Raw genomic sequence first — 23,877 nt, forward strand, 5'->3', positions numbered from 1 at the left:
ATTATGAGCCCGCATATAAGCACGCAGTCTGACAAAATTAACGAAGGGTATTGTGCAATAGGAGGAGTCCATATAAGTGGCACTAACTTTTTAGCTTCTTCAGGGCCATTAGCATCAAAGAGTGCAAAGTAGCCACCCTCAGAAGGCGCGTCGCGTAATACTAACTTAACGCCAAGCTTTTCTGCTTGCTCTGCCGTTAAGCTTTTTGATAATGCATGAACTTCAAAGCCACTGTGGTTCAGCATTTGCGTCAGCAGTTTATTAACAGCTCCCATGCCGGTAACTAATACTTTTTCGCCTTTGCGTAGTGGTATTTTGCTAAAGGCTTGCCACGCAGTAAGCAGTGGGCAAGGCAATGCAGCAGCAACATTAGCAGCTAACTCTTTTGGTAATTGCATAACACGTTCAGCATCAAGAACCGAGTGCTTAGCAAAGCTGCCGTTTTCACTTAAGCTATGATGATAAGCGACTGTTTTACCTATTAGTTTGGTATCTACGCCATCGCCTACCTGCTCAACAACCCCAGCACCGTCTACGCCAGGTGTGTGTTTATCTGGCCAATTAATAGGATCAGCTTGAATAAACTTCCAATCAACTGGATTGATACCAATCGCAAGGTTACGGACTAAAATTTGCCCTGCTTTAAGTGCTGGTACAGCTTTTAATTCCAAAGCGAGCGCTTTATCAGCACCTTGAAATTGCCAAGCGTGAGTTGTTTTTACTTCATCATGATCCCAGTCAGGAGCAAAATCCGGGTTTGCTTGCCTGTCGCCGCAGCTAAGGGCATCAATTTGATTAATCTCGTCTTGGCTTAAGCTAAGCGAAAGGGCTTTTAAGTTGGTAGCCATATTTTCGCGTTTGGTCGATGACGGTATCGTCACCATGTCATGCGCTAATTCCCAAGCAATGACCACTTCAGCAGTGCTTACTTGGTGTTTGTTTGCAATCGCTTTAATGGTTGGATCTTTAAGTACTTTACCTACCGCAAATGGCATATAGCCGGTAACGAGAATGTCGTTTTGCGTACAAAAATCACGTACCTTTTGGTTGGTTAGGTAGGGATGTACTTCTACTTGATTGGTAAATAACGCGCCTTTTGGCAAAATACTTAAGGCTTCTTCCATTTGTGCAATGGTAAAGTTTGAAACACCAATTTCTTTAGTCAAACCAAGCTCTTTTGCTGATTGTAACTCGGTTAAATACTCATCCATGCTTTCGCCATTGGCAGGGCTTGGCCAATGAATAAGCAGTAAGTCGACGTAATCTAGTTGTAGTTTAGTCAGGCTCTCTTTTACGCTGTTAATAAAGTTCGTTTTATTTAACTTATCATTCCATACTTTGGTGGTAATAAATAACTCACCACGTGCAACACCACTGTCTTTAATCGCTCGGCCAACAGCTTCTTCATTACCGTATATTTGCGCGGTGTCGATGTGTCTAAAGCCCTCTTCAATAGCTGTTAGCACACTTTGATATGCAACTTCGTCTTGTAATCTAAATGTACCAAAACCCAGTTTTGGCATAATTGATCGTGACATCATAACTCCTTAATTATGGAACTTGGGCAAAACATGTTCGCCGATGTGCTTTAATGCCCATTCTATGGGTAATTCGTTACGCCTAAAGTGCAGGCCAATGTGATTCACACCGGCATTTCTCATTGCCTTTAGTTCTGAGATGAGTCCGTTGACGCCTGTTTCAACCCCTAAAGAGGGGCGATTGAATGGCGATATTATTGCTAGGAAAGTCTTTGCGAAAAACAGCAGGGATAACAAAACACCTTTGTCGTTTTTGCAAAGGTGTTTTAATCGTTATGAATTAGCTTCTTCTTTTGAAAGGGTAAAGTATGCGCGAGTGACTGGGTAGGCAATTTGTGAAATCAGTGCTGTGCCCCAAAGTAAGTTGCCAATGAGCGAAGGCACATGGGGTAAAATGGGAATGGTAACTAAAGCGAGTATAACGCCAAACATTCTTACTTTAGCTGTTGCAAAACGATGGGCTACACGGTGTTCGATCATTAACTGGATCCACAATAAACTCAATAAGTAGCCTGCTAACCCTACACAGCCAATGACACCATATTTAAGTGGGTAAGGTTGCCAAAACCCAGCTTTCACTTCGCCGGCGAGCGCAACGCCGACCATAACGGCACATAACATTAAAAATAGGTGTGCTAACCACCAACTTACGAGTGTCCATTTATGCTGATTCTTAGGTTTACCATTGCCAACAAAGTCAAAGTAAATCCAGCATTGCACAAATACTGCAATACCGCCAAACATAAAGTTAGCTAGTACAGAGGGGTCGACTTTATAAATTCCTTTTTCTGATAAAGTAATCACTAATTTAAAGAAACCTTCGCCTACGACAATGAGCAGTAAAAGGGCAAAGCGCTCAGACATATGCCCAAGGCGTGGTAAAAAACGTTTATTTTCAAGTACACCAATTTTTGGAGCCATATACAAAACTTGGATAGCGGCAATCGCAGTGCCAAATACCCAATAACGATAGGGTGCAGGCATAAAAGCTGTGGTAGCAAAGATAATGGCAAGAGCAAAGTAGTTACGGCTCACACTGCGTGCTAATTTAGTTGATTCGACCCCCAGTTGATTGGTGCGATGAAATAAATACGCTGTAATAAGTCGGTTTGCGGCATAGGCCAATGCAAAATATGTCCAGCCTTTGTCAAGTACATGAGGGATCGAGGCTGCCATAACCATGGCGGTGACAATTTGGCAGGCCATCATCAGCCGATGTTTTACATCGGTACTGACATAGAGTGAGTTAAAAACGCTGGAGTCAGCCCACGCGAACCATACGGTGATGAACAAACCTGCAAAAGTAAGAAAACCACTTAAATGTAAGTGGTCGCTTAAAAAATTACCTAGCAAAAAAATGATTACCACATGGATAAGGTCATAAAATAATTCAACCCAATGAACATGGTCATGTGAACTTTTTAAATCTAGGTGATGCTTAGGTAAGCGCCACATTGGGTGGTTTTCTAATGCCATAATTGCTCCTACCTATTTGCTCTCAACAATAATTGCAGTGATGGTGGTTTCACCTTCATTTTTGACTTGATGAGTCCATGCGTCATGCCACATCACATAGCCATTGGGGATCTCGAGTGTTGTTTGTGACTCTTTTGTACTGATGGTTGCCTTACCACCTGTTTCAAAGTAGACAGTTTCAGCATTATGCTTATGCCAATTATCTTGCTCACCTGGTGCTAAAGTCATTCGCAAAACAAGTACTTCACTGTTATCTAGCAATACTTCATAGTGATTAGGTGAAGCAATATGTGCATGGGGGAGTTGTGCTGAAAAGGCATGTGGTGAGCACATCATTATGCTCACCAAGCCTATCAGCAAAGTTGTAAATTTGCTCATGGCTACTCTCTACTTATGCATACCGCGAATTGGGTAGTTATTTTTTGGATCGCGTATCCAGTTAAGCCCACTTACCAAGGTTGCTAAATCAGGTCTTACAAATGGGTTATTAGAATAATCAACCACATGTACATTACCTTGCTCGTTAACTACAAACAGTGCAGGCTCTGCGAAAGGGTGATCTGTTTCTTGCGGTGAACGGGGATCAGATATGTAAGTACCTAATGTTTGCATTTGCTCTGTAGTCAAACCGTAAGCAAGTGGAAATGACACAGATAACTGCTCTAAATGCTCTTTGCTATCGCCTGAAACAGCAATTACATCAACACCCGTTTCTAATAGCGCAGCTTTGTACTGCTCGAGGCTGTTTAAATAGCGAGTACATAAAGGGCAATGCTTACCACGATAAACAACAACAAGCTGCCAGCTTGAACCGTGTTGAGGTTGACCAAGAACAGTCTTTTCACCATTCAAAAGTGCAGCACTAATACTAGGAAATGCACTGCCCGGATGGAGTTTATTGCTATAAACAGATTCGTTACTCATGAGTGTTCCTTAAAAGTTATCGTTTAAGTGTTTTTCAAAGCGCGCAAAGTCGCTGTCGATGTCTGCATTTTTCATCACGTCAAAACAGGCGAAAGTAGGTAACCCTTGCATACCGAAAAATTTAAAGTTCATATGCATTGGGAAAACAAGATCATCAACACTTTTACCCTCAAAAAAGTCAGCGGCATCTGCAAATGATTCTGTAGGTGCATTCAATGTCAGCGACATCATGTATTGAGTGTTAGTCAAGGTGCCGCCTTTACCGTAATTGGCTTTTGGATTGTCTTGATGGCGACCATCACCATGGCAAAGTGCTCCACCCATGCCCGCTGTGTACACTTCATCCATGTATTTTTTGAATGACCAAGTCATGCCCATCCAATTAATTGGTGATTGCAAAAAGACGATATCTGCTCATTGATGGTTCTCAAGTTCAGTTTCTACATCAATTTCGTCTTGTGTGTTAACCACACGAGTTTGATAGCCTTTTGCTTGAAAAAAAGCGTCGGCTTTTTCGATTAAAGCAGCATTTAACTTACCTTCAGAAAAAGGGTAATAGTGATGTGCGTTAAGAATTAATACGTTTTTCATAGTTGAGTATCCGTTTGCTAATTACTTTATCGTGTTCAAAATACATTCTGTGGTATATAATAGTAACCTAGATTATTTAATCAACCAGTCACCTTTTTGTAACTAGTCTGAAAAATGTGAGGATGTTTTGGAAAGTTCAGTAGAAACAGATAGTAAGGGTAGAAAAAAAGTTTTAAATGCTTGCATGGAGCCGTGTGCTATTGAAAAAGGCATGCGTTTGATTGGCGGTAAATGGACGGGCTCTATTATCTATCATTTAAAAGATGGCCCTGTGCGTTTTAATGATTTAACGCGCATGCTGGGTGGTGCAAGCAAAAAGATGATAGACCAACGTCTAAAAGAGCTTGAAAGTAGAGCGATGATCACCCGTCATGTTATTAGCACGCGCCCGATAGCAGTGACCTATGAACTTACTGATTTTGGCCGCTCAGCACTGCATATTCTCGATGAGTTACGGGTTTGGTCTGAATCGAATGAGATTTAATTAGTTTAGAGAGAGCAGGGAATGCATAAGGCACAATTTGGAGAGGTTGAATCAATTAAAAAGCCACCTCATTATGAGGCGATTCATCAACTTGCGCTTGATATTGTTAATGCTCCAAATAAACAACAAGAGTGGGCGGCGTACAATAAAATAAAAGAAATATGCGACAAGTTTGCAGGCACACCGCTTGATCATCCGTTTCAATGGGAAACGCTTGCTGACTTTACCCATCAAAAGCCAGAGGTTGCACTTAGCTATTATTTCAAAGCGCTAGAGTTAGCAATGTTACTCGAACTAGAGGATTATTTGGCGTCGATTAATTTTGCGATTGCAGAGAATTACCTAGAGAAAGCTGATAAGGCCCAAGCGCTAAACTTTGCCAATACAGCTTTAACTTTCGCGGAACAAACAGCAGATGATGAATTACAGTTAGAAATTAACGAACTGATTCTCGAAGCTAATTCCTTGCCATAAAATTATTTATAAAAAAGCCAGCGCTATGCACTGGCGTTTATCAATTACGGAAAAGAGTAGCGCACAATTCGCTTTACTACAGAAAAGTACTGGCGAAAGAAGCCGCCGGTATTGTAGTGAATACCGTGCTCTTTAAAGATAGCTTGCACCTTAGGGGCAATTTCGCGGTAACGTTTTGCGGGTAAATCTGGGAATAAGTGATGCTCTATTTGATAGCTCAAGTGCCCAGTCATTACATGAAACAGGTTACCCCCTTTGATATTTGATGACCCCAACGCTTGGCGGTAATACCACTGGCCTTGTGATTCATTTTCGCAGTCTTGCTGGTTAAATGTTTCAACTTCACCGGTAAAATGCCCGCAAAATATAATGGTTGAGGTCCATAGGTTACGTAATAAATTAGCCGCTAGGTTACCCGCCAAAACCCACAAAAATAAAGGCCCAGCAAGGAGTGGAAAGAGCAGGTAGTCTTTCACTAGCTGGCGCGCACCTTTACTAAAAAAGCGCTTTTTCAGTTCGCTGTGCGATACCGTGTAATCGCGGTCATCTTTTTTCTTGCCAAAAAACACCCGCTCGGCTGCCATTTCATGGTATGACACTCCCCATTGGAACAGCACACTGAGTAATAGGTAAGTAACAAATTGCCACAGGTTTTTCACCCGCCAACGAAAGTCATTCGATAAGCGAAGTAATCCATAACCGAAGTCGCGATCTTTACCAATAATATTGGTATAGGTGTGGTGCTCGTAGTTGTGAACACGGTTCCAGCTAGCCCCATCGCACGCTATATCCCACTCGTAAGACTTTGAATTTATGTATTTATCATTCATCCAGTCGTATTGGCCATGCATCACATTGTGGCCAATTTCCATGTTATCGAGGATTTTTGCTGTGGCTAAACTAAGCACACCCACGAGCCATAAAACAGGCTGAATAAAGCCTAGCATTAGTAAAACTCGGCCACTCCATTCAAACACTCGCTGGCAAACAATAACGCGGCGAATGTATTTTGCATCTTGCTCACCGAGTTTTGATTTTACATCTGTTTTAACGCTATCGAGTTGAGCTGCTAATTTTTCAAAATTGACTGTTTTTGTTTTGTTCATGCTGATAATTCCACGTCACTGACAGGTTGCGATATGCAAAGTTGAATTAATTGCTCTGAGCTATCAGAGAGCTCACCGGTACGAATATCACGTACGATGCCTTGCTTTTTAACGCATTGGCATTGATGGCAAATTCCCATACCACAGCCAACTGACACCGGTTGCTTATTCGCTTGTAAATGAGTCAGTAAGGTTTGTTGGTTATCAATAGTGAATGTTTTGCCCTGATGAGTGAGTGTTAGTTCGTGCTTATCAGAGGTTGCTAAAACAGCAGGGACTGCACTGAAATGCTCACTGTCTATAGGCGTATTTAATTGCTTAGCTAAAGCGGCTGCTTGCTTATACAAAGCAACTGGGCCGCACACTAACCAGTGTTTATGCGCATTTGTTGTCAGCCATGTCGTCGCATCGCCATCTTTGTTGCGCTCTAGTAAGTGATAATCAAAATTGCTCAGTGATTGCTTTAGTTGCTCAAGTTCATCTTTAAGCCAGTGGCTGTTCGGCTTTGCATAATAAAGCAGGGTTATAGTGTGTTTGCTATCTGCAGGTAAAGATTTAAGCATGGCTATAAATGGCGTAATGCCTGAGCCACCGGCAAGCATGATTAAAGAACGCGCGGTATTTGGCATAACAAACTGGCCTTTAGGCTCAGAAATATTAAGCCATTGCCCTGGCCTCAAATTTGTTAGTTTTGATGTAAATGCGCCGAATTCTTGGCTGCGGATCAATAAACGAATTTGTCGCTGCTGTCTTGCCAATTGTGGTTCGCTTGCGATGGTAAACACGCGCGTAAGCAATCGTCCATTTGTTTGGATTGTTAACGTAATGTGCTGGCCTGCTTGATGAACTGGCCATGCTTTTTCTGGCTCAATTATCAACTCAACGCTTTGTTCAGCAAACACCTGTACATGCTTTACTTGTGCACGAAAATAGCCTTCGCGCCAGCCTGGTTTAAAGCACTGAACCACCGGCTCCCAGTATCCTGCCCATGATTGATGATGCAGTAAATGTTTTGATAATGAATTTAATAACGCTCTCATTTTTCGCCTTTAGCTTACAAGTGTACGCTCACTTGGCGCACAAGTGTAAGTTGAAAGCTGATAATTGCAAGCCTAATTTGAGTATTAGCTCTAAATTAAAAGGGCTCGTTAATTTCGGCTAATAATTAAAAAACAGCTTTAGCTTTTTTGCTCTGAATCTCTGCCACCGGCTCTAGTGGCAAAGCTTAATTTACAGTCCGAGGTGTAAGGTGGGGATATTCGTTGGTTTGTGAGCCAATTCAATCTAGTTAATTCTTATGCAAACATTATCCCATCTGAATCTTGTTTAAAGTTATTCTGACTCTCAACTTTACGCCACACTTTTTCGTGGAAGTAAAACGCAACAGTGTTCACAGCTGGCTCAACAATAGCGACCAAGCCACCAATTAAAAAACTACCTGTTAAAAAGTAAGTCACTGTAAAAGCGATTGCGAAGTGCATCATTGCAAAAGTAACTGTCTTAATCATTTTGAATACCCTAACTCTCATAATTTGATGAGTTTAGTATTGCTTATTATTTTTAATCTTTAAAATGGAATAAAAAGATTGTTGCAATCGAAAAAAATCGGATTTTAATTTTCACTGTAATGTTCAGAAAGTTTTATTTCAAAGTCTACGAACTCAAATAGAAGTAGATGGTGAGAGTTGTTCGTAAATATGCATTTCAGTTGGGGGCAATAAACTGGGTATTGCTTGCGATAATGTAAGGTGGATCTTGAGGGCTATAAAGAGTAGTAAGCTTATATAATTAAATGACTTAAGTTTATTTTAAGTTTAAACAAGTACAGTAAAGTTTCGCTAATAAGTAAACAAGATAATTTAAGATAGCTCATTTTTTGTTTTAGATCATTACAGCAAGAGCGCTCAAAGGATAGCGTAATTGTGAGTCTATATTACGTATAAATTTAGCACTTATCTCAACGCGTTTTACGAAAGGGGCACTATGAAGATTAAAAATACAACGACTCATTACAGTTCGTTCTCGATATTATTGCACTGGCTTATGTTTATTCTAATCGTCACTGTTTTTGGCAGTATTGAATTGCGAGAGTTATTTGATAAAGGCACGGAAACACGCGATGCTTTTAAAATGTGGCATTTTATGTTGGGTTTATCTGTTTTAGCTCTAGTAGTTGTAAGGTTAGTGGTGCGTGTGCTGGCAGGCTCAACGCCTGCAATAAAACCTGAGCCTGCAAAGTGGCAAAATACATTAGCCAAACTTGTGCACCTAGCGCTCTATGTCTTCATGATTGCAATGCCAATAGCAGGTTGGCTGATATTGAGTATGGCTGGTAAACCAGTGCCATTTTTTGGCTTAGAGCTACCTCCATTAGCAAGTGAAAATAAAGACCTTGCTAAAACTATCAAAGAAATACACGAGACTGTGGGTGAAGTAGGTTATTACTTAATAGGCTTGCATGCCGCTGCTGCATTATTCCATCATTACATTTTGGCTGATGACACTTTAAAACGTATGTTGCCTTTAAAAAAGTAAAGTTTAGTTAGGTCATCATAGATAAGCCTTGAAATCCCATACTAGGATTTATCAGGGCTTGCTCTTCACATAAAGACACCATCTTGAATAACTTGGTTTGGAAAATGTTCAATGATTCCGGTAATTCAGTAATACCGCCCTCGGAGAATCTTAACTACTTTTAAATTTGATCAAGATCAAAGAAACTTCATTCGCAGCAATCTATATTACACGGCTGCAATTTTCGCTGCTTTTTGAAATCTAGATTAGCTTTTAAAGGCAATACTCCATCATCGTGCTTAAAGGTGTGTCATGGCATTACTCATCAATAACAAATGTATTAACTGTGATATGTGTGATCCTGAGTGCCCGAATGAGGCTATTTATATGGGCGCGAAGATATATCAAATAGACCCAAATAAATGCACTGAGTGTGTTGGGCATTACGATAACCCTACTTGTGTGAGTGTGTGTCCTATTGATTGCATTAAGCCAGATCCAAATCATCGTGAAACTTTAGATGAGCTGGCAGAGAAATACGTTAAATTGACCTCTCAAGCTTCTTAGTTAAATTAATTTTCTTAATTCTTTTTGCTTATTTTAAAGTAGCGCCCTGCGTTAATTGTTCTACAATTTTATGAACAACAACACGTTAATAAAAAATCAGGGCGTTTTTATGTGGTTTAATAAATCCTTACAGGCTGAAATTGATGCGTTAAAAGCTGAGCTTTATCCGCTAAAAGATCTCACTTCAGGTATTGATGAAGAGATGTTGGTGCTTAGGTTGCGTGCTGATGGCACAATGGCCTATATTAACCAGAACTTTTTAGATGAATTAGGCTACTCTCACAATCAGCTAATTGACTCGCCCTTCCAAGATATTATTACTGAACAATCTCGAAATACTGACCAGTTTGTAGAGCTAAAAAACGCCATTGAAAATCAACAGCATGGAGTAGGGCACTTACAAATAACTCGCTATGACGGCAAGCTTGAGTGGCTACGATTAATTGCTCACCCGGTACACACAGAGCAAGGTGAGCTTAATTACTTTGCTATTTACGGCACTGTGCTTACCGATGCTATTTCTACTTCTCGTGAACAGCGCGACACTATAAATGCCATCTATCGCTCGATGGCGGTTATTGAGTTTGATCTTGAGGGTAAGGTTATTAACGCAAATGAAGCGTTTTTAGAGAGCATGGGTTATAAGAGAGAGGAGATAGTTGGAAAGCACCATAGTATGTTTTGTGAGCCTGAACTTGCTGAGTCAGCTGAGTATGAGAAGTTTTGGCAGCGCTTGAGACGTGGTGAGTTTGTTGTTGATCGCTTTAAACGTGTTGACCGTCATGGCAATGAAGTGTGGCTTGAAGCTTCATACAACCCCATTTCAAATGATTTTGGTGAGCTTTACAAAGTGATGAAGTTTGCCACTGTGATCACTGAGCAAGTTAATCGTGAGCATGCTATTTCACATGCGGCTGAAATTGCGTATGGCACATCAACTGAGACTGATAGACTCGCTCAACAAGGGGCTGAGGTGTTACAAAACACCATGACAGTGATGAATGAATTAGCCCAGCAGATGGAGCAAGCAGCTCAAGAGATTTCAGCCCTCGATAAACAGTCACAACAAATTGCAGCCATTGTGCAAAGTATTAGTAGTATTGCGGAGCAAACGAACTTACTGGCGCTAAACGCAGCAATTGAGGCTGCTCGTGCAGGTGAGCAAGGCCGAGGCTTTGCGGTGGTGGCTGATGAAGTCAGGCAGCTTGCGTCAAGAACCTCAAAAGCCACCGAAGAAATTGTTGAAGTAGTAAATAACAATCAGTCACTTACACAAAATACGGTAAAGGTTATTGAACAAGGCAAGGTGAAAGCCGAGCAAGGTGTGTCTTTATCAAATGAGTCTGGTCAAGTGATGGAAGACATACAACACGGTGCCCAGCAAGTGGTTGATGCAGTAGGGCAATTTGCTAACCAACTGAATCACTAATCTATGTAATACCAGGTTTTAAGCCGTGTAAACTATCTATGTTTATATTGGGTTTTACAATAACCACGGGATATATCTGGATGGCGTAGTTTTAAGTGTTTGGTTTGCCTACCCGCTGCGCGTTTTCGCCAAAGTTTAAAACTCGAGCCTGTTAATTGCTCACGCATTAGCGCGATAACGTTTTTTTCGTTTAAACCAAATTGTTGGTTTATTGCTTCAAACGGGGTTCTGTCTTCCCACGCCATCTCTATGATGCGTGATATTTCATGATCTAAGTGCTGCATTTCGGCTCCTTTTTATAGCCTATACGTATTTGCAGCAGGTTTAGATTATAAGATATCGTGTTTCCAGTGCTCTGCTAAAAAGTCGATGAACGCTCTGACCACATTTTGTTGGAAGTTTCGTGATAAATACACCGCCCATAAGTGAGAGCCCATAGTAGTGTGCTCTGGCAGTACTTTTACAAGCTCACCTGATGCCAAATAGTCATTGGCGAGATCACATGGTAGGTGAGCTACCCCGATTCCTTGTTTTGCTGCTTTTAAAAGCACCCCCATATCGTTGGCAACAATGTTGCCCTTAACCGTTACTTTTTGTGTGTTGTCGTCGTGTTGAAATTGCCAAATAGTGTGTTTGTTATGAACAAGGCAATTGTGAACAGATAAGTCACTCGGCTCATTAATCGGTGGGTTCGCAGCTAAATAATCGTTAGAAGCACATACGGCGGTTGCGATATACATTAGCTTACGGGCAATAAGACCTTCATCGGGCTGGTGGATGTAGCGCAAAGCGATATCAACGCGGTCATCAACCAGCTGCGATAAACTATCAGAAAGTAACAGTTCAAAGCGCGTCTGTGGATGGCGCTTGGTAAACACTTCAATGGCATCAAACAGTTTATGTTGGCCAAGCCCAATTGGTGAGGCAACGCGAATAGTACCTACCAATTCATTGTTATGGCTGTGTGCTCGGCTTTGTAAATCAGATACTTGATTTAATATTTGCTGGCAATAGCTAAGGGCTTCTTCGCCTTGAATTGTTAAACTCACTTTGCGTGTTGTGCGATGAAACAACCTTAAATTTAGCCACTTTTCTATATCTTGAATATGTCTAGAAACTTGTAATCGGGTTAAACCTAAATGCTCTGCAGCCTGAGTAAAGCTGCCGGTACGGGCAACCTCGACAAAGCTAGTAATTGATTTGAGTTTATCCATTGGTATCTTCAAGTGAAACAATTTGTATCTATATAGTGTATTTGTCAGCAATTAGTGAACAAGTAAACTGCAATCATTGAAACAAACAACGGAGAATTCCTCATGAAATTAGCAGTTATTGGCGCAACAGGTTGGATTGGCAGCCACATTACTTCAGAAGCAATCGCACGTGGTCATCAAGTAAATGCATTAGTTAGAGACGCAAGTAAAATAACCCAAGATAACGTTACTGTGACTGAATTTGATTTAACAAAAGACGATATCGCAACTGCAGCTGCAGGTAGTGATGTTGTTATTGCTGCAATTGGTGGTCGTGCTTTAGGTAACCATGAAATTGTGGAAAATACAGCAAAACAATTACTAAACGCACTTGCAGGTACTAACACACGCATTCTATGGGTGGGCGGTGCAGGTAGCTTAGAAGTCGCACCCGGTGTAACACTGGTATCAAGCCCAGATTTTCCTGCTGAATACAAAGCAGAAGCCATAGCTCAAGGTGAAGCACTTGATGTATTTAGAGCATCAACAGCAGATACAGCTTGGACTTTTGTATCACCAGCAGCGGTAATCTACCCTGGTGAGTCAGAAGGCCCGTACCGTGTCGGTGGCGACAGCTTCTTTACTGATGCAAACGGCGAAAGCAAAATATCAGTTACTGATTATGCTAAAGCAATGCTTGATGAAGCACAGTCGGCGGCTCATTTAAATCAACGTATTAGTATTGCTTACTAATAGCGAGTCTTTCTTCAGGCTCATAAAATGGTATTCTTTAGCGATGTGTTAAGTTACCTATTTAATTTATGAGCCTGTTATTTTCTATTGCACTTGCAACCATACCTGCTTTACCAGAAGCCGTCGCGAACAATGCTGTTGCCAAAGTTGTTATTGATGAACAAGCCTACTTTTTAAGTTTTATGGGCTTGAGCTCAGGCAAAGCACATACCGATGTTCACAATAAAGTGTGGGTCCTTAAAGTGGGCGATAACGCGTGGCAAGCGGCTAAAGCCGTGCCAAGTACATTGCCCCTTACTGGTCGTCTAGCGAGTACCGCTGTGGGTGTGGGTCAGCATGCCTATGTATTTGGTGGGTATACCGTTAGCGCTGATCATCAAGAAATCTCTACACCCGATGTATATCGCTATGATGTGCTCTCTAATTCATATACGCAACTGGCCAATATGCCTGTGCCGGTGGATGACAGTGTGGCGCTCTCGTATCAGCAGCGTTATATCTATTTAGTCAGTGGTTGGCATAACGATGGCAATGTTAACCTTGTACAAGTTTATGATACGCATACAGATACTTGGCAACAGGCTTCGCCATTTTTAGGTCAACCGGTGTTTGGCCAAGCGGCGGCAATTAGTGGAAACACTATATTGGTGTGTGATGGCGTTAAAACACAGGCGAATGCTGATAAACGCCGTTCTTTCGCTGCGGTTGCACAGTGTTTAAAAGGTACGATTGATGCTGATAACCCATTAAAGATAGATTGGCGTACGGTACCGCATCCTACAGGTGTTGCCCATTACCGTATGGCAGCAACCAGTTTTAATGGCGACATTTATATGATGGGCGGCTCTGATAACCCATATAACTACAATGGCATGGGATACGATGGCAAACCAGCGCCAGCGAGTAATCATGTTTGGCGCTTTGATGTTGATAAAAACACGTGGCAAGTGATGCCAAAAGCCGATACCGCGAGCATGGATCATCGAGGTTTATTAGAGCACCAAGGAAGTTTGTATCGTCTTGGTGGTATGGATAATAATCAACAAGTGACAGCCGATGCACTTGCTTACAAGGTAAAGTTATCTCTATGAATACACTCTATATTACTGGTGCGGGTGTGAGTGCCGCTAGCGGTATACCGACTTTTCGTGGCGAAGATGGCTTTTGGACCATTGGTAGCAAAAATTATACGCCGATGGAAATGGCAACGCGTGCTATGTACGAAAACAACCCCCGCGAATTTTTAGCTTGGTATTATCATCGTTTTGCAACCTATCGCCATCACGGTCCCAATGAGGTACATCATTGGTTGAGTGATAAAAATCTCATTACGCAAAATATCGATGGTCTTGATGGCAAAGCAGGTAACACCGATTTTATTGCTATTCATGGTCGCTTAGATCAAATGACACTGTTTCACCATCAAGGTGACGATGTGATGGCTTTTAACGCGCCGTGGGATAAAGTCAACGAAGACAACCTGCACCACTCCTTGCTTGAGGTGTTCAATATTAATAATGAATGCCCCAAGCTTAATGAATCCTTTAAGCCTTACGTGTTGTTATTTGATGAATACTACACTGAGCTTTATCGAATCTCTGAGGCGCAACAGCGCATGTTTGATGCCGATAAAATCGTCTTTATTGGCACCTCATTTAGCGTCAATATAACGCAAATGGCACTCGATATTGCACGCAGCCAAGGCACGCCAATTGAAGTGGTTGACCCAGATCCTACTCACGTATTTCATCCTAATGTGACATACCACAAGATGACAGCGCTTGAGTATGTTCAGCAGCAAGGATAAAAATAAGGCGCTTAAATTAAGCGCCTTATTTAATTATTACTTTTCAGCTTTTGTTGCAGTGATGTTTAACCGAGCTTGTAAGGGGTCCGGTAAAAACTCTGCAGTCCCTGATTTACTCATTTGCAGTATAAAAGATTCATCATTTTTATATGCTTGCCAAGTTGGTAAGCCGGGGCCATTTGGTGTGCCTAATTTAATAAAGTTTGTCACATAACGGTGCATTATTTTAGCGGCTTGCTTATCTTGCTCAGTGGTGACATGACCATATTTTGCTGCCACAGTATTAAAAAAGTATGGAATTTCGCTGGCGTGCTCTGCGCCTGGTTTATCTAAGGTTTGCGCCACATAACCAAAACGATACAAAAAGGCATCGTTACCCATATCTGTCACACGTTTTGCAACGAACCTTGCAGGCTCTTGCATTAAAGCATCTTGACCAACTTGGTAATTGAGTAAAGGCAATGGCGTTTCGCCGCTTGCATCGTAAGTCATTTTTGCTTGTGTACTGTGCGGGGCAAAACTTGCGAATAGCGCCTCTTTAGAAGCAAAATTAGCAAAGCCTAAATCCATATCTGTTGTGCCAACCATGGTCGCAACATGGCTAAATGTGCCTTTACTCAAGCGCGCTTCAGTCGCCGAATTGATGATAGTGCCATCAATAATTGGCCCGCCAACGTAAGTAGACTCATCATTATTTTGTCGATTTAATGTGCTCAAATTTAGGTTATCAACCACGTCTTCGGCAGATAACTCACGTAGTGCAGCAAGGGCATTTTCATCACTGCCTAAAATGGTGTGTTGTTTGGCAAAGTTTTCGCCAATTTTTTCGGCGCTTAACACGGTGTCATCATCACTATTAAGTGGCAACTGCTTAAATAGTTCTCGTCCGCCCGCTGACATAATAATCGCTTGCTGGAATAAGCCATTAGCAGCAGGGGTTTGCATCATCGCATGTACCGATGCGCCCCCTGCAGATTCACCCATTAGTGTCACTTTTGCAGCATCACCACCAAATTGAGCGATATTTTGTTTCACCCATTCAAGGGCCGCAATTTGATCCATCAAAGCGTAATTGCCCAGTGCATCGTTCTCAAAACGACTAAGAGCAGGGTGCGCAAAAAAGCCAAATCGGCCTAGACGATAATTAAAGCTAACAAAAATAACCCCTTGTTTAGCAAAGCTTTCACCCGAGTAAACAGCGGGTGATGCGCCACCATTTACAAAGCCACCCCCGTGTATCCATACCACAACGGGATAAGGAGCATCGCTGTGTTTAGTGGGTTTAAACACATTTAAATAAAGGCAATCTTCCGAAGGGGTTGTTGTAAGCGGTGCAGCGTCGGCTGCAAACGGCTTTTGCATGCAGTCAGGCGCGTAATCGTTAAGTACTTTCACATCTTGCCACTTAGGCACAGGTTGCGGTGCTCGCCAGCGTAACTCTCCTACCGGAGCTGCTGCATACGGAATGCCTTTATAGGCAATAAAACGCCCTTCTTTTTGCCCTTGGATGAGTCCGCCAGTGACGGCAATATGATCAGATTGAGGTTGTTCTTGGCAGCCTTGCAAAAATACAGCAGAGCCTAATAGAAAAGATGAGTAAAAAATCGATTTGAGAATACGCGATGTCATAACAAAGCCTAGGCTGTTTGGGGAAGGCTTATAATATTAACATATTCAGATAGTAACAACGAGAAAACCAGCATAGCTACAAGGGGAGGCTATGCTGGTTTTAGTATTTGGCTAAACAACGAGGTGCGTTGTTCTTTAAAAAGGCCAAGTAGGCCTTTTATCACTTGGGCAGAAGTGAGCCAAATTAGAGCAACCTTAGAAGCGTGTACGAATACCTAGTGTAATACGACGCTCAAAGATATTTTGAGTGATCACATTATCTGACCACTGTGCGTAAATATCTTCTTTTTCTTCGGTTAAATTACTGACAGATGTATAAATACTGGTATCTTCAGCTAACTCATAACCAGCATAGAGGTCGTAGTACAAGGTGCTTTTAGTCCAAAATGGTATTACACCTTCACCCATCGCTGAACTTAAACTATCTAAACGGTCACTACGATAGTTTGCTGCTAAACGAAGTTGTAATGGGCCTTTTTCGTACCACAGAACAGCATTTGCTGATTTTTCTGAGTTGTCTTGGATTGGTAAGCTCTTGCCATATACATCAACGTTAGCGCTATCACTTGGTGCGTAAGTAAAGTTAAGTGATGTACCTAAACCATCAAATGGCGCTGGTAAGAAATCAAATGCTTGTTGATACGTTAATTCGAAGCCTTTAATTTCACCACCTTCACCATTAATTTCAGTAGTAACAGGTACTTCACGACGAATTACACCATCAATATCAGGTAAGCCCATCATCACAGTGCCATTTTCAACAAAAGACTCAATATCCATTAAGAATGCTGAGAGACTTAATAAACCACTTTCATTAAAATACCATTCAGCTGATAAGTTATAGTTTGTAGCGCGCCAAGGCTCTAGGTCAGGGTTACCATTTTGGCGACCCTGAACCGCAACTAATAAATCAGGACTCACACCAAGTTCAGCGGCAAGAACATCACCAGCACGAGTACGGCCCACACTTATACCCCCAGCAAGTTTACCAATGTCCAGCGTTGTCATTGTTTTGCCGTAACCAGCACGTAAAATAAAATCTTCAGTCAGATTTAAATTAAAGTTCATTGATGGTAAAAAATCTGAGTAATCACGATTTAACCATTTTTCACCTGTTTTCTCGCTAGCAGTACATAGTGAGCACGGACGTGCTGAGCCTAGCTGGTTTTGTAACATGTCGAGTTCAGTTTTGATGTATTGTGCACCAAGATTCGCGGTGTAGCTCATATCACCAAGTTCACCCGTAAAATTGAACTTAAAGTATGCTGATTGTGTTTGCTCTTTTACTTGGTAGGTACGTGATGGATTCGCTAAACGTTTATTACCAGGGTAAATGGCATTTTGAAAAGCCATAGGGTCATCCATTACATTTGGATCAATCAAGTAAAAGCCTTGATTAGAGCCTCCTGGGCCAAAGTCACTTACTTGGTGTACCCAACCATCCGGTAAATCACTAAAGAAGTTAGTATTGCCAATAGTTAAGTCACCACCGGCTACACTATTTTCACCATCACCATTGGTATCGCCTAATGAGGCACCTGAGTCTTTCCACATAACGTCAGCGCTTAAGTCGCCAGTTGTAAATGGGGCAACTAGAATATAAGTTTCTCGCTCAACATCACGTTTTGATGCTCGAATACCAAAATCAACGTTTGTGAGGTGCTCTGTTGAAAATTCATAGCGACCGTCGATGCGCGCTACATCGAGTGTTGCTTCTTCTTCAAAGTTATTTTCTGAATATGTAGATACTAGGTTATATTGATTGATGCCGCTGCCGAAGCCTTCTTCAAATCCAAGCGTGATGTACTCACCGCCACGAGAAAAATCAACTGCAACCGAATCAGGACCCACACCGTTAGGGTTTACTGGTGTTGCACCTGTGCCATCATTTCTAAGCAAACCATGTTGTGCACCAGAGGTTAAATAACCGTGAGCAACGTTCTCTGTGTGACCTCGTTCAGCACTGCCGTGAATATAGCGAAACTCACCAGAAAGAGGGCCATCACCTTGATATTCGAATAACATGCTGACATTAGTTGATTCGCGATCATTCGTTAAGCTCTCTGAGTAAGCACTTACACGGCGAGCCAAAAAAGTAGCATCATTTACAGTATAAATTTGACCACCTTGATCATTGTCTAAGCGTGGAATGAAGCTATCTGAATATGCCCAAATATCGCCGCGAGCATTATCGATCATCATGCCTTGTTTTCTGTCTGCATCATCCATGTTGGTGTAGAAAATATCACCGGTAAACGTCACAGCGTCTGAAATTTGATATTGAACCGTAGTGTTTAAACCTAAACGTTCACGTTCAGTTTCACGGTGCATCACACCATAAAAGCGCTGACTATAGAAGCTATCATTTAAATCACCATCACCGTTAAAGTCGCGAGTTGTTTCATTTTGAATTTCGCTTGATGTCAAAATTGTACCGTTTCGGTAGTTCGCAAGCGTTCCTTCATCGTAAGCAGCAGTAAAAATAATCCCAAAGTCATCGTTGTTATAACCTGCAAAAGCAACCAATTTGGGATCTGTTTCTTCTGATAAACTTCCGCGTGTAGCTTCTCCTGTGAATGAGAAAGTAGTCCCTTGCTCTAAATCGAATGGTCGGCGTGTTTTAAGATCTAAAGTGCCCGATATACCCCCTGCCAGCGTATCTGCTTGAGGTGATTTAAGTACGTCAATACCTGAAAGTAGCGCTGCAGGCACATCCGTGAAGTCAGGTTGTAAAGTGGTAATTGAACCCGCACTTAAAAACTGTTCGCCATTTAACAGCGTTGTCACTTGCGGCATACCGCGAACATTGATGGTTGAACCTTCCCCCGCCGAGCGACGAATTTGAATACCTGGAATGCGTTGTAAAGTATCTGCGATCGTTACATCGGGTAATTTACCAATGTCTTCAGCGGTGATTGAATCCATTACACCAGTACTAAAGCGTTTGTTATTTATATCTTGCTTATTACTGGCTGCAATACCACGAACTTCAATAGTTTCGATTTCTTCATTTGTTAAAGAGTTTTGATCTGCAGCAATCGCATTAAAGCTGGTATAACCGCAAATAACAGCAGCAACGGCATTAGCCGTGATGCTGCGACTCAGTTTATGTTGGCGACGGGTTTGAGATTTCATTTTAACGTTCCTCATCCTGTTTATTTTAGGGTAATTATTATTTTCTGTTAATTTGTAACATGTATTGACTGTGTCTGTGTTATTAATTAACATTAGATTTAACAAAATTGCAATAACAATTACATTAAAAGCGTTATATTTTTTGTTTGATTTTTAAACTACGGCCATTAACTGGTTGATTTGTAAGCAGGCTTTCAAAATGAAAAAATTTAGTGTCGCAAACCTAGAAACAGTAAATAGAGCTAATAAAGGACTTGGTAATTACCAAAAGCTATGTTCATCAGGTTGGAATGTCGCTAAGCAAGATGTCAGTTTGCCTTGTTTATGCCTGTATGAATCACGCTTAATAAATAATATTAAGTGGATGGCTGACTATACAAAAAAAAGCCATGTTCTTTTTGCACCGCATGGTAAAACAACGATGACTCCTGCAATTTTTAAAAAACAACTAGCGGCAGGGGCTTACGCAATAACTGTCGCAACAGTTGCCCAATCACATGCCGCTGTAAAGAGTGGAGCAAAACGAGTGCTAATGGCAAATCAATTAGTGGGCCGTGCTAATTGCCAGCAATTAGATGAGTTGCTTGTTGCTAACGACATAACCTTTTATTGCTTGGTTGATAACCTAGATAATATACGCATGCTTGGCGAGTACTTTGCTAACACTAAGCATACGATTCATGTGCTGATTGAGCTTGGTGTACCGGGAGGGCGCTGTGGCGTTGTTGATAGTAAAGAACTGGCATCATTGGTTGCAGAAATAGCTAACTATCAATCGCTTGCATTGGCTGGCATCGAAGTTTATGAGGGAGTGCTATCGCAAACAGATGCGGTAAGTCAGTTCCTTGAATATGCAGTCGCAACGTGTAAGCAATTAATTGCTGATAACGCATTTGACACACAGCAAGTGATGATTACTGCGGGAGGGTCAGCTTTCTATGACTTAGTGTGTGAGGCATTTCACCCTGACAAATTGACTCAAAACATGGTCGCTGTGCTTCGTCCTGGCTGTTATGTCACTCATGATCAAGGTATTTACGAGCAAGCACAGCAGCAAATTTTAGCGCGAAATGAATTGGCATGCTCTTTAGAAACTGAGCTTACCTCATGCTTAGAAATTTGGGCGTATGTGCAATCAATACCTGAACCAGGTCGCGTGATTATTGGTTTTGGTAAGCGAGATGCTGCATTTGATGCGGGATTTCCAATTCCTTCACTACAGGTCAATCAAATCGGGCAAGTAAGTAAAGCAGATCCCGCTTGGAAGATAGAGAAAATGATGGACCAGCACGCAATGATGAAAGTACCACTCGATTGTACACTTCGAGTTGGCGATATTGTCGCGTTTGCTACTTCACATCCGTGCTTAACATTTGATAAGTGGCGCTACATCAATGTGATTGATGATAGCTATAACGTAGTTGATGTGGTCGAAACTTATTTTTAGGAGATAGACGATTGGATATAGTTTCAAGAATAAAAGAGCGCTTAGGGCATTTGCGCCAATCAGAACAAGCCGTCGCTCAATTGATTTTGGCGGATCTGCAGTTTGCAGCTTCTGCAAGTATTAGTGATTTAGCAGATAAAGCGAATGTTAGTCATGCATCGATTACCCGCTTAGCAAAAGCACTAGGTTGTAGCAATGTACGTGATATGAAGTTACAACTAGCGCAATCTTTAGCTGTAGGCGAGCGTTTTATAAATGAAAATACTACGCAGCGAGAAGATATCCCCGCTATTTACAAAGCAATTCACGATATTTTAGATATCAACGCAGGGCTAATTAAACAAGCCGATGTCGAGCAAGCTGCCCAATATATTGCCAATAGCCGCCATAGCTTAATTTTTGGTGTTGGTGGTGGGAGTTCCGTCGTTGCACAGGAATGCCATAACCGCCTTTTTAGACTAGATATTTTAAGTAATGCCTACAGTGACCCTGTGATGATGCGTATGACGGCGGCAAGTGTTGATGTGAGCGACGTCGTTGTGATGCTATCTCTGACTGGTTGTGCTCGTGACTTGATTGATACTGCGCGTATTGCAAAAGAGTATGGCGCTAAGGTTATCGCAATCTGCCCGCAAAGTGAGTTAGCTGATTTAGCCACGATTCATTTGCCAATCAAAACTAACGAATCTGATTATATTTTTACGCCAAGCACCGCTCGATACGCAATGTTAGCGGCAGTTGATGTGTTAGCAAGTGAAGTCGCTATTTTGACGCAAAAGAAATCTCGCGAAAAACTACGCCGCATAAAGCATGAGCTTGATCAATACCGTCAAGGACCGGACCGCGCACCGTTAGGAGATTAACTATGCAGTACACTGTCGCACAACCTGTTGATACATTAATTCAAGGTGCTAAAGTATTTGATGGCCTTGGTAACGAAGCGCGTACTTGTGATGTAGCTATAAACGCTGATCGTATTGTTGCCATTGGCGAATTAACGTCATTATTAGCAAATGAAGTTATTGATGCTAAAGGCCTATGCCTTGCTCCAGGGTTTATTGATGTTCACACGCACGATGACCTTGAAGTACTACGCAATCCAAATATGGCTGCAAAAATCAGTCAAGGTGTCACTACCGTAATCACAGGAAATTGTGGGATCAGTGCAGCCCCTGCAATTGTTAAAGGATGCGCCCCCGATCCGATGAACTTACTTGGCGCAGCCAGTGAGTTTAAATTTGCCAATATGGCTGATTATATAACAGCAATTCAAAGCGCACCTTCGAATGTCAATGTAGCCGCTTTAGTTGGTCACACAACACTTCGTAATAATGTAATGGATGATTTATTACGCGCGGCAACTGAAAGCGAAATTACCCAAATGTGTCAGCAGCTTGAAAGTGCATTAAATGCTGGCGCGCTGGGGTTAAGTACCGGGCTTGCCTATAAAAATGCGAATTTTGCCACAACTGATGAAGTTCAAGCGTTTGGGCCGGTGCTAAAAGCACATAATGCGTTGTACACAACGCATTTGCGCACCGAATTTGATGCAGTGCTGGACGCTATGGATGAAGCATTTGCGATGGAAAAGCTGTTTGAAATTAAGGTGATCATTTCTCACCTCAAGTGTGCGGGTAAAAATAACTGGGGACGCGCGCCTGAGTTAATCGAACGGTTTTCAGTTCAGGGAGCGCATTCTCGTTGTAGTTGTGATGCTTATCCTTATGCAGCTAGTTCAAGTACATTAGATTTAAAACAAGTGACAAGTGATTTTGAAATTTTTATCACGTGGTCAGAACCACATCCAGAAATGGCCGAGCGCTCACTACAAGAGATTGCTGATGTTTGGCAGTTATCATTAATTGATACCGCTAAAAAGCTGCAACCAGCGGGCGCTGTGTACCATGGCCTGAACGAAAAAGACGTAGCAATGATACTCGCTTTTGATAAAACCATGATTGGTTCAGATGGCCTCCCTTGTGACCCTCACCCACATCCACGTTTATGGGGTTCTTTTCCACGTGTGTTAGGCAAATACGCTCGCGAAGACGGTATTTTTTCACTTGCGACAGCGATCCATAAAATGACTGGGTTAAGCGCGAGTAATTATGGTTTAACCGATCGTGGTGAAATTGGCTTAGGCAAGTTTGCTGATCTGGTTCTTTTTGACAGCGATGCCATTTGCGATAACGCCACATTTATTAATTCCGAATTGCCGGCTTCAGGCGTCCATCGTGTATGGACCAACGGGCAGGCAACATTTCTTAATGACCAAGTTGTGCCTGCACACTCGGGCAAATTTTTAACATCAGTTGGAGAATAACATGATCAGACGTATTGGTATTGAAGGTGGTACAGGCACCGGTGGACAGCATTTACCTTTTGCTCGAGCGATAGAAGCAGGTGGTTGGTTAATGGTTTCGGGGCAGACACCAATGAAAGATGGTGAAGTTGTTGAAGGTGGGATAATTGAGCAGTCGCGTTTAGCGATTCAAAACTGCATCGATATTATGGATGAGGCTGGTTATGGTCTTGAGCATGTGGCGCATGTAAAAGTGATCTTGACTGACTCACGCTATTTTCAGTCGTTTAATAAGGTATTTAAAGAATTTTTTGGCGAACATCCGCCGGCACGTATTTGCGCAGTGGCAGATCTGGTTGTTGACTGTAAAGTCGAAGTTGATGTGACTTGCTATAAAGCACCTTAAAAAAATATTAAAGCGTTCAACAGCAAAGGCTGTTGAACGTAAAAAGCACGAAACGAAATTATAACTATAAGCACCAAGCCAAACAGCAAGTAATCATAATAA

At 41.9% G+C, this 23,877-nt stretch carries 23 protein-coding genes and 2 pseudogenes; 12 read left to right on the forward strand and 13 right to left on the reverse strand.

Features of this window, described 5'->3' with window-relative positions; genetic code table 11:
* The 6 genes and pseudogenes from HUS62_RS22870 to HUS62_RS05000 all read right to left on the reverse strand — a co-directional run.
* The coding region (locus tag HUS62_RS22870; protein WP_258536721.1) for an alcohol dehydrogenase catalytic domain-containing protein at positions 1-671 on the reverse strand (671 nt) is incomplete at its 3' end.
* Positions 672-731: 60 nt separating this feature from the next.
* A pseudogene (gene dkgB, locus HUS62_RS23025) lies at positions 732-1,541 on the reverse strand (2,5-didehydrogluconate reductase DkgB); the annotation flags it as partial.
* 270 nt (positions 1,542-1,811) lie between these two features.
* On the reverse strand, positions 1,812-3,014 hold the full coding sequence (locus HUS62_RS04985; RefSeq protein WP_175078739.1) for a low temperature requirement protein A: 1,203 nt from the start codon (positions 3,012-3,014) through the stop codon (positions 1,812-1,814).
* A 12-nt stretch (positions 3,015-3,026) separates the two neighbouring features.
* Positions 3,027-3,392 carry a hypothetical protein gene (locus HUS62_RS04990; RefSeq protein WP_062565843.1) on the reverse strand — a complete coding sequence of 122 codons (366 nt, stop codon included), beginning with the start codon at positions 3,390-3,392 and terminating at the stop codon, positions 3,027-3,029.
* Positions 3,393-3,401: 9 nt separating this feature from the next.
* Entirely contained in the window at positions 3,402-3,938 is a 537-nt protein-coding gene (locus HUS62_RS04995; protein WP_175078740.1) for a redoxin domain-containing protein, read from the reverse strand.
* Positions 3,939-3,947: 9 nt separating this feature from the next.
* A pseudogene (locus tag HUS62_RS05000) lies at positions 3,948-4,529 on the reverse strand (NAD(P)H-dependent oxidoreductase).
* A gap of 127 nt (positions 4,530-4,656) precedes the next feature.
* Between HUS62_RS05000 and HUS62_RS05005 the strand changes: the two are divergent.
* Together HUS62_RS05005 and HUS62_RS05010 are read left to right on the forward strand one after the other, a co-directional pair.
* Complete coding sequence (locus HUS62_RS05005; RefSeq protein WP_054553546.1) at positions 4,657-5,013, forward strand: helix-turn-helix domain-containing protein; 357 nt, start codon at positions 4,657-4,659, stop codon at positions 5,011-5,013.
* Positions 5,014-5,034: 21 nt separating this feature from the next.
* Positions 5,035-5,487 (forward strand): tetratricopeptide repeat protein, encoded by a 453-nt coding sequence (locus tag HUS62_RS05010; protein WP_175078741.1) that lies wholly within the window; start codon positions 5,035-5,037, stop codon positions 5,485-5,487.
* A 44-nt stretch (positions 5,488-5,531) separates the two neighbouring features.
* Here the strand turns inward: HUS62_RS05010 and HUS62_RS05015 are convergent, their stop codons facing one another.
* From HUS62_RS05015 to HUS62_RS05025, 3 genes are all read right to left on the reverse strand, one after another.
* The gene (locus HUS62_RS05015; RefSeq protein WP_175078742.1) at positions 5,532-6,593 is read right to left on the reverse strand and encodes an acyl-CoA desaturase; all 1,062 of its coding nucleotides are present in this window, start codon (positions 6,591-6,593) and stop codon (positions 5,532-5,534) included.
* A complete protein-coding gene (locus HUS62_RS05020; protein WP_175078743.1) occupies positions 6,590-7,633 on the reverse strand; it encodes a flavin reductase family protein in 1,044 nt (347 codons plus the stop codon). The genes HUS62_RS05015 and HUS62_RS05020 overlap by 4 nt, the downstream gene beginning before the upstream one ends.
* Before the next feature lie 255 nt (positions 7,634-7,888).
* Complete coding sequence (locus tag HUS62_RS05025) at positions 7,889-8,101, reverse strand: DUF2061 domain-containing protein (protein ID WP_175078744.1); 213 nt, start codon at positions 8,099-8,101, stop codon at positions 7,889-7,891.
* Between the two features lie 475 nt (positions 8,102-8,576).
* Here HUS62_RS05025 and HUS62_RS05030 point away from each other — a divergent pair, with 475 nt between their 5' ends.
* The 3 genes from HUS62_RS05030 (at position 8,577) to HUS62_RS23490 (ending at position 11,103) form a co-directional block, all read left to right on the forward strand.
* Positions 8,577-9,128 carry a cytochrome b gene (locus tag HUS62_RS05030; RefSeq protein ID WP_175078745.1) on the forward strand — a complete coding sequence of 184 codons (552 nt, stop codon included), beginning with the start codon at positions 8,577-8,579 and terminating at the stop codon, positions 9,126-9,128.
* 291 nt (positions 9,129-9,419) lie between these two features.
* A complete protein-coding gene (locus tag HUS62_RS05035; RefSeq protein ID WP_054562570.1) occupies positions 9,420-9,674 on the forward strand; it encodes a YfhL family 4Fe-4S dicluster ferredoxin in 255 nt (84 codons plus the stop codon).
* A gap of 109 nt (positions 9,675-9,783) precedes the next feature.
* Positions 9,784-11,103: a PAS domain-containing methyl-accepting chemotaxis protein gene (locus HUS62_RS23490; protein WP_175078746.1), complete on the forward strand. Its 1,320-nt coding sequence runs from the start codon at positions 9,784-9,786 to the stop codon at positions 11,101-11,103.
* A 32-nt stretch (positions 11,104-11,135) separates the two neighbouring features.
* Here HUS62_RS23490 and HUS62_RS05045 read toward each other — a convergent pair whose 3' ends face one another.
* Positions 11,136-11,387, reverse strand: a complete 252-nt coding sequence (locus HUS62_RS05045; protein ID WP_175078747.1) for a TIGR03643 family protein — start codon at positions 11,385-11,387, stop codon at positions 11,136-11,138.
* A 45-nt stretch (positions 11,388-11,432) separates the two neighbouring features.
* On the reverse strand, positions 11,433-12,317 hold the full coding sequence (locus HUS62_RS05050; RefSeq protein ID WP_175078748.1) for a LysR family transcriptional regulator: 885 nt from the start codon (positions 12,315-12,317) through the stop codon (positions 11,433-11,435).
* Between the two features lie 102 nt (positions 12,318-12,419).
* Between HUS62_RS05050 and HUS62_RS05055 the strand changes: the two genes are divergently transcribed.
* The 3 genes from HUS62_RS05055 to HUS62_RS05065 all read left to right on the forward strand — a co-directional run bounded on the left by HUS62_RS05055 (position 12,420) and on the right by HUS62_RS05065 (position 14,856).
* Entirely contained in the window at positions 12,420-13,049 is a 630-nt protein-coding gene (locus HUS62_RS05055) for an NAD(P)-dependent oxidoreductase (protein ID WP_175078749.1), read from the forward strand.
* A gap of 68 nt (positions 13,050-13,117) precedes the next feature.
* Entirely contained in the window at positions 13,118-14,140 is a 1,023-nt protein-coding gene (locus HUS62_RS05060) for a kelch repeat-containing protein (RefSeq protein ID WP_175078750.1), read from the forward strand.
* The gene (locus tag HUS62_RS05065; protein WP_175078751.1) at positions 14,137-14,856 is read left to right on the forward strand and encodes a Sir2 family NAD-dependent protein deacetylase; all 720 of its coding nucleotides are present in this window, start codon (positions 14,137-14,139) and stop codon (positions 14,854-14,856) included. Before HUS62_RS05060 ends, HUS62_RS05065 begins: the two co-directional genes overlap by 4 nt.
* A 36-nt stretch (positions 14,857-14,892) precedes the next feature.
* Here HUS62_RS05065 and HUS62_RS05070 read toward each other — a convergent pair whose 3' ends face one another.
* Positions 14,893-16,485 (reverse strand): carboxylesterase/lipase family protein, encoded by a 1,593-nt coding sequence (locus HUS62_RS05070; protein WP_175078752.1) that lies wholly within the window; start codon positions 16,483-16,485, stop codon positions 14,893-14,895.
* 195 nt (positions 16,486-16,680) lie between these two features.
* Positions 16,681-19,620, reverse strand: coding sequence for a TonB-dependent receptor (locus tag HUS62_RS05075; protein WP_175078753.1), 2,940 nt, complete (start codon positions 19,618-19,620; stop codon positions 16,681-16,683).
* A 199-nt stretch (positions 19,621-19,819) separates the two neighbouring features.
* Here HUS62_RS05075 and HUS62_RS05080 point away from each other — a divergent pair, with 199 nt between their 5' ends.
* The 4 genes from HUS62_RS05080 to HUS62_RS05095 are packed head-to-tail and all read left to right on the forward strand — an operon-like array spanning position 19,820 to position 23,775.
* Complete coding sequence (locus HUS62_RS05080) at positions 19,820-21,067, forward strand: amino acid deaminase (RefSeq protein ID WP_175078754.1); 1,248 nt, start codon at positions 19,820-19,822, stop codon at positions 21,065-21,067.
* Between the two features lie 11 nt (positions 21,068-21,078).
* Positions 21,079-21,930 carry a MurR/RpiR family transcriptional regulator gene (locus tag HUS62_RS05085; RefSeq protein WP_175078755.1) on the forward strand — a complete coding sequence of 284 codons (852 nt, stop codon included), beginning with the start codon at positions 21,079-21,081 and terminating at the stop codon, positions 21,928-21,930.
* A 2-nt stretch (positions 21,931-21,932) separates the two neighbouring features.
* Entirely contained in the window at positions 21,933-23,390 is a 1,458-nt protein-coding gene (locus tag HUS62_RS05090; protein ID WP_175078756.1) for an amidohydrolase family protein, read from the forward strand.
* Position 23,391: 1 nt separating this feature from the next.
* A complete protein-coding gene (locus HUS62_RS05095; protein ID WP_130052824.1) occupies positions 23,392-23,775 on the forward strand; it encodes a RidA family protein in 384 nt (127 codons plus the stop codon).
* Positions 23,776-23,877 lie beyond the last annotated feature (102 nt).

The organism is Pseudoalteromonas sp. 0303, from assembly GCF_013349995.1.
Lineage (GTDB): Bacteria > Pseudomonadota > Gammaproteobacteria > Enterobacterales > Alteromonadaceae > Pseudoalteromonas.

Excerpts from the sequence above, each read along its gene's own strand:
- HUS62_RS05065 (WP_175078751.1), top strand. The coding sequence starts at position 14,137 with ATGAATACACTCTATATTACTGGTGCGGGTGTGAGTGCCGCTAGCGGT.
- HUS62_RS05015 (WP_175078742.1), bottom strand. The coding sequence starts at position 6,593 with ATGAACAAAACAAAAACAGTCAATTTTGAAAAATTAGCAGCTCAACTC.
- HUS62_RS04995 (WP_175078740.1), bottom strand. The coding sequence starts at position 3,938 with ATGAGTAACGAATCTGTTTATAGCAATAAACTCCATCCGGGCAGTGCA.
- HUS62_RS05020 (WP_175078743.1), bottom strand. The coding sequence starts at position 7,633 with ATGAGAGCGTTATTAAATTCATTATCAAAACATTTACTGCATCATCAA.
- HUS62_RS05080 (WP_175078754.1), top strand. The coding sequence starts at position 19,820 with ATGAAAAAATTTAGTGTCGCAAACCTAGAAACAGTAAATAGAGCTAAT.
- HUS62_RS05045 (WP_175078747.1), bottom strand. The coding sequence starts at position 11,387 with ATGCAGCACTTAGATCATGAAATATCACGCATCATAGAGATGGCGTGG.
- HUS62_RS05055 (WP_175078749.1), top strand. The coding sequence starts at position 12,420 with ATGAAATTAGCAGTTATTGGCGCAACAGGTTGGATTGGCAGCCACATT.
- HUS62_RS05050 (WP_175078748.1), bottom strand. The coding sequence starts at position 12,317 with ATGGATAAACTCAAATCAATTACTAGCTTTGTCGAGGTTGCCCGTACC.
- HUS62_RS05075 (WP_175078753.1), bottom strand. The coding sequence starts at position 19,620 with ATGAAATCTCAAACCCGTCGCCAACATAAACTGAGTCGCAGCATCACG.
- HUS62_RS04985 (WP_175078739.1), bottom strand. The coding sequence starts at position 3,014 with ATGGCATTAGAAAACCACCCAATGTGGCGCTTACCTAAGCATCACCTA.
- HUS62_RS04990 (WP_062565843.1), bottom strand. The coding sequence starts at position 3,392 with ATGAGCAAATTTACAACTTTGCTGATAGGCTTGGTGAGCATAATGATG.
- HUS62_RS05025 (WP_175078744.1), bottom strand. The coding sequence starts at position 8,101 with ATGATTAAGACAGTTACTTTTGCAATGATGCACTTCGCAATCGCTTTT.
- HUS62_RS05010 (WP_175078741.1), top strand. The coding sequence starts at position 5,035 with ATGCATAAGGCACAATTTGGAGAGGTTGAATCAATTAAAAAGCCACCT.
- HUS62_RS05090 (WP_175078756.1), top strand. The coding sequence starts at position 21,933 with ATGCAGTACACTGTCGCACAACCTGTTGATACATTAATTCAAGGTGCT.
- HUS62_RS05035 (WP_054562570.1), top strand. The coding sequence starts at position 9,420 with ATGGCATTACTCATCAATAACAAATGTATTAACTGTGATATGTGTGAT.
- HUS62_RS23490 (WP_175078746.1), top strand. The coding sequence starts at position 9,784 with ATGTGGTTTAATAAATCCTTACAGGCTGAAATTGATGCGTTAAAAGCT.
- HUS62_RS05060 (WP_175078750.1), top strand. The coding sequence starts at position 13,118 with ATGAGCCTGTTATTTTCTATTGCACTTGCAACCATACCTGCTTTACCA.
- HUS62_RS05030 (WP_175078745.1), top strand. The coding sequence starts at position 8,577 with ATGAAGATTAAAAATACAACGACTCATTACAGTTCGTTCTCGATATTA.
- HUS62_RS05095 (WP_130052824.1), top strand. The coding sequence starts at position 23,392 with ATGATCAGACGTATTGGTATTGAAGGTGGTACAGGCACCGGTGGACAG.
- HUS62_RS05070 (WP_175078752.1), bottom strand. The coding sequence starts at position 16,485 with ATGACATCGCGTATTCTCAAATCGATTTTTTACTCATCTTTTCTATTA.